14 protein-coding genes are annotated in these 14708 nt (G+C 51.3%); 10 read left to right on the top strand and 4 right to left on the bottom strand.

All coding sequences use genetic code 11. The features are described 5' to 3' along the window. Positions 1 to 85: 85 nt before the first annotated feature. Positions 86 to 1516: a CHASE3 domain-containing protein gene (locus Q9292_RS00460; RefSeq protein WP_313983406.1), complete on the bottom strand. Its 1431-nt coding sequence runs from the start codon at positions 1514 to 1516 to the stop codon at positions 86 to 88. Between the two features lie 293 nt (positions 1517 to 1809). Between Q9292_RS00460 and Q9292_RS00455 the strand changes: the two genes are divergently transcribed. From Q9292_RS00455 to Q9292_RS00435, 5 genes are all read left to right on the top strand, one after another. Next, positions 1810 to 2226: a YqjD family protein gene (locus Q9292_RS00455; protein ID WP_194747333.1), complete on the top strand. Its 417-nt coding sequence runs from the start codon at positions 1810 to 1812 to the stop codon at positions 2224 to 2226. A gap of 12 nt (positions 2227 to 2238) precedes the next feature. Continuing rightward, a complete protein-coding gene (locus tag Q9292_RS00450) occupies positions 2239 to 2742 on the top strand; it encodes a phage holin family protein (protein WP_313983403.1) in 504 nt (167 codons plus the stop codon). 9 nt (positions 2743 to 2751) lie between these two features. After that, entirely contained in the window at positions 2752 to 3384 is a 633-nt protein-coding gene (locus Q9292_RS00445) for a response regulator transcription factor (protein ID WP_194747335.1), read from the top strand. 89 nt (positions 3385 to 3473) lie between these two features. Continuing rightward, a complete protein-coding gene (locus Q9292_RS00440) occupies positions 3474 to 3854 on the top strand; it encodes a response regulator (RefSeq protein WP_194747336.1) in 381 nt (126 codons plus the stop codon). A 51-nt stretch (positions 3855 to 3905) separates the two neighbouring features. Next, positions 3906 to 4385, top strand: a complete 480-nt coding sequence (locus Q9292_RS00435) for a hypothetical protein (protein WP_275357105.1) — start codon at positions 3906 to 3908, stop codon at positions 4383 to 4385. Between the two features lie 39 nt (positions 4386 to 4424). Here Q9292_RS00435 and Q9292_RS00430 read toward each other — a convergent pair whose 3' ends face one another. Continuing rightward, on the bottom strand, positions 4425 to 5273 hold the full coding sequence (locus tag Q9292_RS00430) for a TraB/GumN family protein (protein WP_313983397.1): 849 nt from the start codon (positions 5271 to 5273) through the stop codon (positions 4425 to 4427). A gap of 216 nt (positions 5274 to 5489) precedes the next feature. On the opposite strand from Q9292_RS00430, the gene Q9292_RS00425 reads away from it, so the two are divergent. Further along, entirely contained in the window at positions 5490 to 6584 is a 1095-nt protein-coding gene (locus Q9292_RS00425) for a DUF2235 domain-containing protein (protein WP_313983394.1), read from the top strand. A gap of 4 nt (positions 6585 to 6588) precedes the next feature. On the opposite strand, the gene Q9292_RS00420 is transcribed toward Q9292_RS00425, so the two are convergent. Beyond that, entirely contained in the window at positions 6589 to 8775 is a 2187-nt protein-coding gene (locus Q9292_RS00420) for a YgiQ family radical SAM protein (RefSeq protein ID WP_313983391.1), read from the bottom strand. A gap of 294 nt (positions 8776 to 9069) precedes the next feature. On the opposite strand from Q9292_RS00420, the gene Q9292_RS00415 reads away from it, so the two are divergent. The 4 genes from Q9292_RS00415 to Q9292_RS00400 all read left to right on the top strand — a co-directional run bounded on the left by Q9292_RS00415 (position 9070) and on the right by Q9292_RS00400 (position 14044). After that, a complete protein-coding gene (locus tag Q9292_RS00415) occupies positions 9070 to 11853 on the top strand; it encodes an EAL domain-containing protein (RefSeq protein ID WP_194747340.1) in 2784 nt (927 codons plus the stop codon). A 209-nt stretch (positions 11854 to 12062) separates the two neighbouring features. Further along, positions 12063 to 12761 carry a leucyl/phenylalanyl-tRNA--protein transferase gene (gene aat / locus Q9292_RS00410; protein ID WP_313983387.1) on the top strand — a complete coding sequence of 233 codons (699 nt, stop codon included), beginning with the start codon at positions 12063 to 12065 and terminating at the stop codon, positions 12759 to 12761. After that, complete coding sequence (locus tag Q9292_RS00405; protein ID WP_313983384.1) at positions 12748 to 13476, top strand: arginyltransferase; 729 nt, start codon at positions 12748 to 12750, stop codon at positions 13474 to 13476. Before aat ends, Q9292_RS00405 begins: the two co-directional genes overlap by 14 nt. Before the next feature lie 16 nt (positions 13477 to 13492). Next, positions 13493 to 14044: a hypothetical protein gene (locus tag Q9292_RS00400; RefSeq protein WP_313983381.1), complete on the top strand. Its 552-nt coding sequence runs from the start codon at positions 13493 to 13495 to the stop codon at positions 14042 to 14044. A gap of 15 nt (positions 14045 to 14059) precedes the next feature. Here the strand turns inward: Q9292_RS00400 and Q9292_RS00395 are convergent, their stop codons facing one another. Next, positions 14060 to 14707, bottom strand: coding sequence for a class II aldolase/adducin family protein (locus Q9292_RS00395; protein WP_313983379.1), 648 nt, complete (start codon positions 14705 to 14707; stop codon positions 14060 to 14062). Position 14708: the final 1 nt, after the last annotated feature.

Here is a 14708-nt window from a genome sequence, read left to right as displayed (position 1 = left end):
CTGGGAGCACAGGGGTCAGTCGTCCACCGACTGAATCCCTTGTCAGAATATGACTACAGCGTGCAAAACGCTGTATTAAGGAGGCTTAGTTGTTTGCCGGTTCGGCAGCAAGGAAAGGTAACATCACCCGCGTACTGGTGCCCTGGCCAGGCGTACTGGTGACTTCATAATGGCCGCCAATAGACTCTACCCGGTTGCGCATGCCGCTAATGCCGGTGTTACTACTGGTCAGACTATTCATATCAAAGCCGATACCATTATCGGCAATTTCAAGCTTGATATGCTGGTCGTCGTGCATCAGATGCACCGAAACGCCACTGGCTTGTGCATACTTGCTGCAGTTGTTCAGGCTCTCTTGCACCAGGCGATAAATAATCAAACTCAAGGTCTCGTTCATCATGAGCTCTTGCTCGGGCATGATGATATCCATTTGCCAATGGTTACGGGCAGCGGCCTCATCAACCAGGTTTTGCAACGAGGCGATCAGACCAAAACTCTTGATCATGGAGGGATGCAGGTTTTGCACAATCTCGCGTTTGAAGTTGATACTGCGGTCCAGGTATTGGTTGGTCTTTTTCAGCTTGTCGGTGATTTGCGGCGAGCTGTCTTTTAAGTATTTGATCGCCCAGGAAATATCCATTTTAATGGCTGTCAACAACGAGCCCAGCTCATCATGCAATTCGCGCGAGAGCTGGTATCGCTCACGCTCAATGTTAGTCTGTGCCTGCAGCGCCTGGCGTTGCAGGCTGACGGTTAGGGTCTGGATATTGCGCTCGTATTCAGCGTTCTCATCCGTCAAGCGTTCGTGCAAATTGGCTTTTTCTGCCAGCTCACGCAATAAACGGCGAATCACCAGTACCACCAGTGACACAAAGATCAACGGGCACGCCATGACAAACCAGCGCATCATGCGCCGCATATTATTTCTCGCCTCGGCCAGTTCGTGACGGTAATCGGTGATTTCCTTCTCAAACTGGCGCGAGAGCATTTGCACGTTCGCACTTTCTTTAATGCCAGAGTCCAGCTTGACCACGGCCAACGCCTTGTCGAACTGGTGCTTCTTGGCAAAATCAATGGTCACACTCATTTCGGCAGACTTTTTGGCAATGCTGTTGACCAGCTGGTTCATGATGTTTTGTATCGTGATGTGCTTGACCAGATTGGTATGGTTCAACAGCGTATTGATGTTTTGCAGATGTTCGCTGATCTCCTGCGTCGCCTCGTCATAAGGCGCGAAATAGTTTTCCGAACGGGTGAGCAAGTAGCCGCGCTGCGCGCTTTCAGCCACCGAAAGACTGGCTTGTGTTTTCCACTCCTCCATCAGGAGCTGGTCCAGTTTGGTCAGCAGGTCTGTTTTTTCACGCGTATTGACGATCAAGCGATCGTTCACCACCAGCATGGCCGCAGCGAGCAATAAACTCACCGTCAGTAAAGCCACCGTATTACCGCCAAAGGTATCACTGATGACTTCCAGCCTGTCCAGCAAGGCCATCAATTGGGTTCTGATTTTTTGCATGCGGTTTACAAGGATAAAGATTGAAAGAAGGGTCAATCCAGCGTATTTTAATGTGCATTGTGAACAATACATTATCATCATAACGGGCTTGATGAGGATGGGCAATGTAAACATGCGTGATCAAGCCAAATAAGTATTGTCAGAGAATTCTGACCGTGTAATCGGTAGTGAGCCGATAGGTTCTCGCAGGCCGGGCAGTTAAGATGGCACCATATTGAAAACGCATCTTAATGCTCATAGAACATCAAGATCGATTTCAACCATGCTGTATGACTTTTTAAAGGAGTTACAAAATGTTTAATTTTTCCAAAGACCATGTTGAAAATACAACGGATGATTTAGCTAAAAAATCTGACCAAGCCATTGAAGAAATTGCAGCGCAAGTCAAATCCACCGCCAATGATTTGCTGGACGCAGTCAATGACACGGCTGACACGACACAAGACAAGGCCAAGGCCTTGATTCACACCCTGAAAGCAAATATCGACCGTTTGACCAGCGAAGAAAATGCAGCGGCATTGGCTTCTAACCTGTCAGCGAAAGCAGGCCGTGTGAAGGATCAGGTACAGCGTGAAGTCAGCGATACCTATCACACCATCAAGGACAAAACCGCTGACACGGTGCAAGAGCATCCACTGGGTACGGTACTGGTAGCCGCTGGCGTCGGTTTGCTGATAGGATACCTGTTGGGCGCCAAGCGTCGCGAATAATTAAGGAAATCTATGTGGTTAAACCTCCTGAAATTTGTGGCTGTACTGTTTCTAGACCGTAAAGTCTCGGCATTGAAGGATAATTTCATCAATTTGCGCCATCATGTGGCTGACTATACCGAAGACAGAGCGCAACACATGAAGCAGGATTTTCTGGAGGAAACCCAACGCATGGCTACCAGCATTGTCGGCCTGCTGGTGGTCTTCAGCATGTTTATTTTTACCGGCTTGCTCGGGTTGATGTGGCTGTTTTCCATCTTGTGGGAGAATCCACATCGCACCTTGATTCTGGGGCTGGTGATGCTGGTTCCTGCCGCCATCGGACTGATTGTGTTTTTGGCAGTGCGTGCACAGTGGTATAAAAAACCCTTGTTTGCAGATTCGCTGTCAATGATCAGTCATGACTGGCAGGTATTCCGCAACGAGATTGCGCCACCGCCACCGGCAACACCTGAAGATGAGGGTGGCGAAGCAGCTCATACTGAAAAACCGGCTTCTGACACCCCAAAACAATAAGAGAACCACATGAAAAGAATTCTTTTGGTAGATGATCACAGTATTGTTCGTGATGGTTTACGTAACCTGATTGAGCTTGAGTCTGACCTGCAGGTCACCGGAGAAGCAAGCTCAGGCTCAGAAGCCATCCAGCTGGTACGCAAAAACGAGTTTGATGCCATGGTACTGGATATATCCATGCCGGATAAAAATGGGGTCGATACGCTGCATGAGCTTAAGCACGTCGCCCCGACCTTGCCGGTGCTGGTGCTGAGCGGCTATTCTGAAGACCAGTATGCATTGAACCTGATGCGTAACGGCTGCAAGGGCTATTTATCGAAAAATGCGGATTCAGATGAAATCATTCAGGCCATCCGTACCATTGCCAGCGGCAAACGCTATATTTCGGCCGAACTGGCAGAGCTGATGACCAATGAACTGAGTCATCCTTCGGAAAAGCAGTTACATGAAACCCTGTCCGACCGCGAGTTTCAAGTATTCGTCAAGCTGGCTGCGGGGCAGACCCCAACGGCCATTGCAGAGGAGCTCTTCATCAGTATCAAGACCGTGAGCACTTATCGCAGTCGCATTCTGGAAAAAATGGCCATGAAATCAAATGCTGACCTGACATACTATGCCATTAAATATGGGCTACTTAACTAAAGAAAAATCACTAACAAGGCGCCCTTTTGTCATGTCAGCATTCAACTTGCTTAAATTAGATCACCCAGGGAGTCATTGGTGAGATTGTTATGTATAGATTATTGTTAGTTGAAGATTCTGCGTTGATCCGTGATGTCATTGTGGAAATGCTGCAAGACTGTCAGCAGCTTGATATCCAGGATGTCGCCACCACCAGTGATGAAGCGATCAACCTGCTCAATGCCCATGAGTACGACATGGTCGTGCTCGACATTGAGCTGGCCAAAGGCACGGGCTTTGATGTGGTCAGGCATACCCGCCAGCAGAGCTACCCTTACAAAACGCCTGACATTGTCATGTTGACCAATCATGGCAACAGTTACTATCGTAATCTGGCGCAAAATATGGGCGTAGAGTATTTTTTTGACAAGTCCTTGCAGTTTGATGAGTGCATAGACATCATTCAACAGCGTGCCAGCCAGATCAACTAACTACCTTTCTTAACCCTGGCCCGACCCGGCCTGAAACACTGCGGTGCTTTGATGTCTTTAGAAACCTGGGAATTACTGAGCTATGTGGTCACCGTGGTCGGCTTGCCGCTGGCCATTGTGACGTTTGTGCTTGAACAGCGCAAAGAGCGCGAAAATGAAGATGAAGAGGTCTACCAGTTACTTGCAGATAACTACACGGATTTTCTCAAGCTGGTGATGGCTCACCCCGACCTGCAATTGCGCTCCAACCGCGAATCCCTGGCGCTCAGCGCCGAACAGGAGGAGCGCAAACTGGTGTTGTTTGAAATCCTCATTTCACTGTTTGAGCGCGCCTATTTGCTGGCTTACGATCCCGACATGCGTGGCAAACGCTTGCGCCGCTGGATGTCGTGGGAGGATTACATGCGTGAATGGTGCCAGCGTGAAGATTTCCGCCAGCACCTGCCACGACTGCTGGTCGGCGAAGATGCTGATTTTGTGGCCCACATTAGCCAGATTGCACATGAAGTCGCCTCTGCGCAGACGCGCTAGACCCACAGCTGATGACGCTATCCAACCACCCCTCAACCGCTATTTTTTGATGGCGGTGACTTTAAAGCCCGCCTGCCTGAAGGCCTGTAACAAGCCATTTTTACCGGCCAAATGCGCCGCACCAACGGCAATAAACACACGGCCTTGTCGCGCCTGCTCCAGACTACGCTCGGCCATCATCACATTGCGTTCGTCCAGCAACTTGACGCGCATGCGTTGCCACAAAGCGGCCGGCAAAATGCCACGCGTCATGGCATCATCCATATTCGCGACCTGATCGGCATCCCCCGCCAGATAAGCCTTCATCAACCGTTCAAAGTCTTGCTCCTTTTGCTTTTGGCTGCGTTTGAGCACCGCACGCAACATGAGCAACTGCTCATCCATGGACAAACTATCCATGACACCAAAATGCGCTTGCGCACTTTCTAATCCCACAATACGTTTGTCGAACTCCTCTGCTTTAGCTTTAAGCAACAGATCTTGCGCAAACGGCGTTTGTGGCTTGGGCAAATCAAACATGACTGCCAGCAACCAGGGTTTCATTTTGACCACCGCATCCATCGGGATCACGTGCATGTCTGCCAGCGCAGCGACCTGCTGCAATTCTGCTTCAGAGAGTAACTGTTTCAAATTGCTGTCTGGCATTTGCAAAAGACTCACTGGCGGCGCCTCTGCTACCTCCAGCATAAACATATTCACATTTTTAAGCGCCTGAATCACCGGCGCTGAAAAGTTGGTGACCCGGTTATCGTCGGTATGCATAGTGCCAAACAGGTAACTGACCTGGCCATTGGGCGCCTCCAGCTGCCAGAACAGGCCTTTCTCAGCCGCTTGCAGCAGTGGGGTTACCATCAATAAACACAGGGCGAACAAACGGACACTTCGCATCAAATTCCTCACTTTTTGTGATTAGCTAAACAGTTGCAAACCCTCAGCAACCGGCATTGTGACATCGTCTCACAAATAAATATCCGCTGCCATGATTGCAAGGCATCAGGCCGTCATTGCCAGCCCCCACGCCGAGGACTACCATAGGCAGGTAGCTCCATGATCAAGCACTCAAGGATACAGCGACACTTCCCCCTCAACCCCGGAGACAGCCAGATGAAAAGCAACAAACGTTTGATTGTTTTATTTGATGGCACCTGGAACGACCCGCAAGACCTGACCAACGTCTACCAACTCTCGACCTTAATCGAAGCCAAGGATGGCGACATTGAACAGCGTTTTTTCTATGAACCTGGCGTGGGGACCGGCACCGGCGAAAAGTTACGCGGGGGTTTATTTGGGTATGGCTTGAGCAAAAACCTGCTTAAAGGCTATGACTGGCTGGTCAGGCGCTATCAGGCAGGCGATGAAATTTGGGTGTTTGGCTTTAGCCGTGGCGCGTATACGGCCAGAAGCCTGGTCGGCTTGATCCGAAAATGCGGGTTACTCAACACCAGCACACCAGATTTGCTCGCACGCGCTGAAGCGCTCTACCGCGACAAATCCGCTGCACCGGAGAGCCCCCAGTGCCTGGCGTTCAGGCAGACCTACAGCCAGGAAGTCCGTGTCCATTTTCTGGGAGTTTGGGATACCGTCGGCGCGCTCGGCATCCCCGGCACCATGATTTCAGAGCAGGGATTTTATGCCTGGCATGATACCGAGCTGTCAAAAATTGTTTCTTATGCCTACCATGCGATGGCAATAGACGAACACCGTGAAGCTTATAAAGTAGCGATGTGGACCAATGCGGGTGGCCAGCAAAAACCTGAGAACATTGCGGTGGAGCAGCGCTGGTTTATCGGCGCGCACGCCAATGTCGGCGGCGGTTATGGCCATGACCCGCTGGCCACCATTGCACTGGGATGGATGCTGGACAAAGCCCGTGCCGCAGGCCTTAAACTAAAACCGTTTTCAGTGGCCCCTAATGCCTGCTTATCCAGCCCCAGAGATGCATACAAAGCGTTTGCTTATGGCCTGTATGCTTTTTTCAAGGGCTTGTTTAGCAAAGGCGATGGTAGATTTTACCGGCCTTATCGTGGCAACCCGGTCACGCCCTCCCCTGATGTAGCCAGTGCGCTGCAAGCCCCGCCGGTGACGGCGGTTAACGTGACGCTGGATAGTTCGGTAGCAGAAAAATGGCTGGCACAAGCCGATTATCGCCCGCCTACGCTGCTCAATGCCGGCATAGCGCCGACGCAAGCGGCACGCTAATCCATCAATGTTTTTTGCTACGCGGCGCGTGCTTTTTCGGGCTGGCAAAGCTTTTGGTCTGGTTAAAGCCTTTAGCTAATGGCTTGGCCTGGAAGCGGCTGCCGTCCGATTGCACGATTTGTGGCAACACGGCAGGCTGGTACGCGGGCACCAGGTGCTTTTTACCATTGCCAATCAAATCCGCTCTGCCCATTTTCTTCAAGGCTTCACGCAGCATCGGCCAGTTTTGTGGATCGTGGTAGCGGAGAAACGCTTTATGCAATTTGCGGATATTGCCTGCTTTAGGGACGGGCACGGTTTCAGAATCCGCCGTCACTTTACGCAGCGGATTTTTACCGCTGTGATACATGGCAGTGGCCATGGCCATAGGCGTTGGGGTGAACGTCTGCACCTGATCCAATCTAAAATCATTGCGCTTGAGCCATAAGGCCAGATTAAGCATGTCTTCATCGGTGGTGCCTGGATGCGAGGCAATAAAATACGGGATCAAATACTGCTTTTTACCCGCCTCGGCACTGAAGCGCTCAAACATGCGCTTGAACTCATCATAGGCGCCCATGCCAGGCTTCATCATTTTGCTTAGCACATTCTCTTCAGAATGTTCAGGCGCAATCTTGAGATAGCCGCCCACATGATGCTGCACCAGCTCTTTCACATACTCGGGCGACTTCACGGCCAAGTCATAGCGTAAGCCAGAGCCGATTAAAATCTTTTTGACACCGCGCAGGTTGCGCGCCTTGCGATACAACTGAATCAGCGCAGAGTGATCGGTATTGAGGTTTTCACATACGCCCGGATAGACACAGGACAACTTGCGGCAATTCTTTTCGATTTCCTCAGACTTGCAAGAGAGGCGATACATATTGGCGGTCGGCCCACCCAAATCCGAGATCACGCCAGTGAAGCCATCCACCTTGTCGCGGATTTCTTCAATTTCACGCAAAATCGAGTCTTCTGAACGGCTTTGGATAATGCGGCCTTCATGCTCGGTAATCGAACAAAAAGTACAGCCGCCAAAGCAGCCACGCATGATGTTGACCGAGAAGCGGATCATTTCCCAGGCCGGGATTTTGGCATCGCCATAGGCCGGATGGGGCTTGCGGGCATAAGGCAAGTCATACACATAATCCATCTCTTTGGTCGTGAGGGGAATCGGCGGCGGATTGAGCCAGACCTCCCGGTTGCCATGCTTTTGTACCAGTGCCCGTGCATTACCCGGGTTAGACTCCAGATGCAACACGCGTGAAGCATGCGCATACATGACAGGATCACTCACCACCTCTTCATAAGAAGGCATGCGGATCACCTGACGTTCGCGCGGCACTTTGGCAGCTTTCAGCGGCAAAGGCAAGCTGATCGCCGCGGCATTGGCGTCTTTCGCCTGATCATCCGTTGCGCAACTGGCATCGGCTTTGCCCATTTTCATCGCATAGGGGTCTTCGTGCTTATCCACCACCCCTGGCCGGTCGAGACGGGTAGAGGGCACCTCCACAAATTCATCTGGCACTTGCTTGCGGATAAACGCGGTGCCGCGAATATCCTCAATCTCATGGATCGCTTCTCCACGGGCAATACGGTGCGACAGTTCTACAATGGCACGCTCGGCGTTTCCGAACACGAGCAAGTCCGCCTTGGCATCCATCAAGATAGAACGGCGGACTTTATCTGACCAGTAATCATAGTGCGCTATCCGGCGCAGGCTGGCTTCAATACTACCAATCACCAGCGGCACATCCGCATAGGCTTCTTTACAACGTTGAGAGTAAACCAGTACCGCGCGATCAGGGCGCTTATTGGCCTCGGCATTCGGCGTATAGGCATCATCCGAGCGTATCTTGCGGTCCGCGGTATAGCGGTTGACCATGCTATCCATATTTCCGGCCGTGACGCCAAAATACAGATTGGGTTTACCCAGCACTTTGAACGGTTCTGCCGACTGCCAGTCTGGTTGCGCAATAATGCCCACGCGAAAACCTTGTGCCTCAAGCAAGCGGCCAATCAGGGCGACGCCAAAACTGGGATGGTCAATGTAGGCATCGCCGCTGACCAGAATAATATCGCAGCTATCCCAGCCCAATGCATCCATTTCGGCGCGACTCATGGGCAGCACGGGGGCGGTGCCAAAGCGTTTCGCCCAATAAGGACGGTAACTTTGAATGGGTTTGGCAGTGAGGGAAGTATAGATTTCCACGCGGGTAACCAGCTAATGCTTGAGAGTTGCGCATTTTACGCATTAATTGATTGATTTGAAAGATTTTTTTCACAACATTCAGGTGAGTGCCACCTCACCTGGCCAAATCAATCACAATCATTCACCACAACAAACTATTCCCAAATATTTGTGTAATAAATAAGACGGCATTTATTTAAAATTGGGCTCGCACAGGGGCCCGGTCTTATAAATGATTGCAGTCAGTTGTAAAGCCATGTATAAACAAAATGCAGGACGGGGAAATTACTTATAAAATAATTACATAAACTTACAATGAAGCACTACACTCTTTTTAAAAAAATCCTTTTACCACTGACCAGCTTGGGGTTGCTGATCGGTCTAGTTTCTTTTGCATTTATTTTTAACGCGCATTTAAACAATATCGAAACCCAGGCTCAGGAAGAAACACAAAAACTGTCCAACCTGTTGATCACGGCGAAAACCCTGGTCAGCGAACATGTATTCTCAAGTATGGCCTTGCTCAAACAATATGGCTCGCTTGAAGGCCCGCCCAATATTAACGGCACGACCCAGATACTGGGAATGGACGTCCCAAACTTGCAATTTGGGGATACCCCTCAAACCGGCAGCACACTACTGGTCGATTCAGTGACACGCATAGGTAGCGGTACCGCCACCATTTTTGTCAAACGTGGCGGGCAGTTTCTGCGTATTTCTACCAATGTCAAAAAAGCGGATGGCACCAATGCGTTTGGCACAGAGCTGGATCCGTTTGGCAAGGCGATTGTCGCACTGCAAAAAAATCAGGCTTATTTTGGCGTGGTAGATATCCTTGGGGAATCGTATCTCTCCCGCTATGAGCCCATGCAGGATAATCACGGTAACCTGATTGGGGCCTGGTACGTCGGTTACAAGCTTGATTTTAACGCCATTGACCAGGCGATCCGGCAATGGGGATTTTTGAAAAAAGGCTTTGTGGCCATCACCGACGGACACGGCAATATCCGCTTTCTGACCAATGGACTGACACGCCTGGAGGCAGAAACCGCCCTCAAAGATAGCCAGCACCGCTGGACCAAGGTCACGCGGCAGGTGCCAGAATGGGATTTTCAGATCAATATTGTGTACCCGACCAGTGAGGCTTACTGGTCTGCACTGGGCGCGCTGTCGCCTTTGATGATCATTACCTTTATCCTGACATTGGTCGTGCTGATTGCCATTGTCAGCGGCTTGCAGCGGTTTGTGTTGAACCCCTTGGGCGGTGATCCCGAGACAGCCAAGCATTTATTGATGCGGATTGAAAGCGGCGACTTTGCCGAAGACCAAACCACGGCAGCCCCAGACAGCCTGATCGCCAACATGCTTAAAATGCGCAGACGCCTGCGTGAAATGGTGAGCCAGCTGCAGGCCAATGCCAGCCGGCTAAAGGTCTCTTCCAGCGTGTTTGACCATGCCCATGATGCAATTTTCATTACCGACACCCAGGGGCATATCATTCAGTGCAACCCCTCCTTCAGCGTGATTACAGGCTATGCACAACCTGAAGTCATGGGTAAAACTCCGCAACAACTGGGCATCGCCTATCAGCAACCAGACCTGTTCCAGTCCCTATATGACAGCCAGCATGGCTTTCAGGAGTGGCAGGGCGAGGTCTGGAACCGTCATCAACAAGGTCATGAGTATCTGGTAGAACTCGAATTGTCGCCAGTGCTCAACCAGGCGGGCGAATTTCAGCATTATGTCGGCCTCTTTTCAGACATTACGCGCGCCAAAGAGCAACAAAACATGCTTGAGCATCTGGCTTATCATGATGTGCTGACGCAACTGCCTAACCGCGTGTTGTTTTCGAGCCGATTGCAACAAGCGCTACACGAAGCAGAAAGCCAGTCGACGCTGGTGGCCATTTGTTATATTGACCTGGATGACTTCAAAATCGTCAATGACCAATACGGCCACGAATACGGTGACCGTTTGCTCATGCAACTGGCAGCCCGACTGAATGGCCTGCTCAAACCGCAAGATACCCTGGCCAGGCTCGGAGGCGATGAATTTGCCATGTTATTGTGCGGGCTACGGACGGCCAACGAATATGCACGACTGCTCAAAAAGTTGCTGACGGCGATTGAAAAACCGTTCAAGGTAGATAAATTCAAGTTTTCCATTTCAGCCAGCATTGGCTATACGCTATACCCGATAGACCGCAATCCGCCAGACACCTTGCTACGGCATGCTGACCATGCCATGTACCATGCCAAAACGCATGGTGGGCATCAATGCCATTTGTTTGACCTGGCGTCTGCACAGCAATCCCAGCAACAGCAAGCGTTGCTCAAGGACTTGCTGCATGGCATCCAAAACAACCATATTCGCCTGGTTTACCAACCGCAAGTCTGTATGCAGTCTGGTGAAATTTTCTGTTTTGAGGCTTTGCTGCGCTGGCAGCATCCGGTGCGCGGACTGCTCTACCCTAACGACTTCCTGACCGCGGTCGAACATACCAATCTGATTGTGGATATTGGTAACTGGGTGATAGAAGAAAGCTTGCGCCAATTGAGCGAGTGGCAAAGCCAGGGCTTGGACACACAAGTCTCCGTCAACATCGCCGCCCAGCATTTAATGCATAAACAGTTTCCGGAACGATTGGCTGACTTGTTTAAAAAGTATGCCATGATCAAGCCGCAACAGCTGCATATCGAGATCACCGAAAGTGCTGCCATCAGCGATTTTGCCCGCGTCAACCGCGTCATCCAGCAATGCCAGGCGCTGGGCGTTGCATTCTCGATTGATGATTTTGGCTCAGGCTACTCCTCGCTGATTTACTTGCGCCGCCTGCCAGTCAACATCATTAAAATTGATCAGTCCTTTATCCATAACATGTTAAGTGACCAGGAAGACATGGCGGTGATCCGTGGCGTGATTACGCTCTGCCGCGACTTCGGCCGCAAGGTGGTGGCTGAAGGCGTCGAAAAAGCCGAGCAGGCGCAGATTCTGGCCGAACTGGGCTGCGACTATGCCCAAGGGTTTGGCATCTCGCGTGGCATCCCCGGCCATAAGGTTATAGAATGGACGAGCAAGCACAATCCGTTTAAGTTCTAGTACCGAATGCAAACGCGTGCGGGTAAGGGCCTGTATCAGGCCCGAATAAAGCGTGCGTAATGACGTATTGAATATCAGGCTGACTTTACTCATGTGCGTTAAAGGATAGCTATGTGATCACCAGACTCATCAGTATCTGGCAATCACGGAGAGCCGACTAAACCGTAATGCGATTAACTTGCGTCCCTACACCACCGCAATGACTGTTTATGCATGACAATTACTATCCTCTCCCGGGCGGGCCGGTGCGCATTCTCGCAGCAGAGACCCCATTCCCGAACTTACAGCAGGCGTTGACAGAGCCCAACGGCCTGATCGCCATCGGCGGTAGCCTGACGCCACGACGCCTGTTGAGCGCCTACAAACAAGGGATTTTTCCATGGTTTAGTCCGGGCGAGCCTATCCTCTGGTGGAGTCCGGACCCACGCATGGTGCTGTTTCCACCAGCGCTGAAAATCACCCGCTCCTTGCGCAAGGTCATCCAGCAACAGCCGTTTGAGTTACGCATGAATACGCAGTTTACCGCCGTGATGCAAGCGTGTGCTTCCACCCCGCGCCCAGGTCAATCCGGCTCATGGATCACCAATGAAATGATTGCGGCATACAGCGAGTTGCATGCCATGGGCTACGCGCATAGTATGGAAGCCTGGCAAGATGGGCAATTGGTTGGCGGTTGTTATGGGGTCAAGATTGGCCGCATGTTTTATGGTGAAAGCATGTTTCACCATGTCAGCAATGCGTCCAAAGTGGCATTTGCGCATCTGGTGCAATGGTTAATCACGCAACAAGTCGGTATGATTGATTGTCAGATGCATACACCGTTACTTGCCAGTTTTGGTGCTTATGAAATTCCCAGAGACCGGTTTATCGAAGAATTAACGCATTTAGTGCAATATGACCCTACCTAACGACGCACCTCTGCAAAAATTACAGTTTTATGTGACCACCGCTTACACCTGTGGCTATCTGCCTAAAAAGCTGGCGCAAAGCCTGATTGCCACGCCGCAGACACTGGTAGATGGCCGCGTGTATAGCGGACTGATACAGCAGGGCTTTCGCCGCAGTGGCAAGTTTGCATACCGGCCGCATTGCGAACATTGCAATGCCTGCATTTCGGTCCGTTTGCCGGTACATGCGTTTGAAGCCACGCGTAGCCAGCAACGGGCATTTAAGAAGCATGCACCTTTACAGGCCACCATCCGTGAAGCCAGTTATGATGCAGAACACTTCGCCCTGTACCTGACCTACCAGCAACAGCGTCATCCCAGCAGTCTGGAGTCAGCCATGCCGCAAGAAGACGAAGCGACGCAATACCAGCAGTTTTTGTGTCAAAGCAATGTAGATAGCGTAATGGTCGAGTTCAGAGATGCACAGCAGCAGCTCAAGATGGTCAGCGTGATTGATATTGTCATGGATGGTCTGTCTGCGGTGTACACGTTTTATGATACGCATGACAAAGCGAGTTATGGCACCTATAGCATCCTCTGGCAAATCGAGTGGGCCAAGCAACTCGGCCTAGACTATTTGTACCTGGGCTACTGGATTGCAGACAGCCAGAAAATGGCTTACAAGCAGCAGTTCCAGCCGCAGGAAAAACTGATTGAGGGCATATGGGTGCGGTAACCCAGCGGAGCCAGCGATGAAGACGCCTGATTCAATACGTATGCAAAGTGTCTCCGTACAGTCGCTGGCCAGGCAGTTTTGTCATGGTCAGTACGTGAATACCGTGGATGCTGCTTTATGGCGGCAAACCTTCGAATACATCGCTCGAATTCAGGATGAATCCGGCTTTGACCAATCAAACATTGCCGCATTGTGGCGACAATATGGCGGCGATTTGCGCGCCTTGATTAAAAATGACGCGCTGGTGCTGCGCGTGCTGAAAAAATGCTTGGCCGACACGCAGCATCGACCGCTGCAGGGCCTGACCCTGTATCGTGGCGAAAGCTGGTTTTTGTTTGATCAAGACCAGATTGGCTTTTGCTGGACGCCCTCGGAGGCGCTGGCCACCAGCTATGCCAAAGGACTCAACGCCGTAGAATCCGGTGGCGTTCTGCTCAAATGCTTTGCTCCCGCAGAAGCCATCCTCGCAGTACCTCCATCCGCTAGCGAGATGAAACAGAACACCTACATTTGTGACCCTGGCGCTCTATTGCGCATGACCACCCTGGCGCTATTTCCAAAACTCTAAATCCATCCGGTGTAATTAAACCGGATCACGCCATTGCCCATAGCCTTTAAATTGGGCATGGACTTCAAGCATTTGCGCAGGCGTCAGCAAGCGGAGCTGCCCAACTTGTAACAGTCGCCAGTACTGCTCACACAGGTTTTCCACTTCTACCGCCACGGCCAGTGCGTGGGATAAATCCTTGCCCAGCGCAATCATGCCATGATGTGCCAGCAAACAGGCCTTGCGCTCATGCAATGCAGCAAGCGCAACCTCAGACAGCGCCTGGGTGCCAAACAAGGCGTAGGGCGCGCAACGGATATTATCTCCACCCACGCTGGCAATCATGTAATGAAACGGCGGCACGTCGTGCCCCATGCAGGCTACCGTGGTCGCAAACATGCTGTGGCAATGCACAACCGCATTGACTTCAGGCCGCGCCTGTAAAATATCCAGATGAAAACGCCATTCGCTGGAGGGGGTTTTCCCGGCTTCAGCCCGGCCTTGCCAATCCATATGCACCATGCTGTCAGCATGCAGCTGGTCTGCCGGTACGCCAGAAGGCGTCACCAGAAAACCCGTTTCTAGCCGGATACTGGCGTTGCCAGAGGTGCCTTTATTCAGGCCTGTCACTGCCATTTGCTGGGCCGTGTATAACAACTGTTGCGCAGGCGAGCGCTTGCTCATG

It is taken from the genome of Methylophilus sp. VKM B-3414, assembly GCF_032248435.1.
Lineage (GTDB): Bacteria > Pseudomonadota > Gammaproteobacteria > Burkholderiales > Methylophilaceae > Methylophilus > Methylophilus glucosoxydans.
This window is presented reverse-complemented; position numbering and strand designations above follow the sequence as displayed.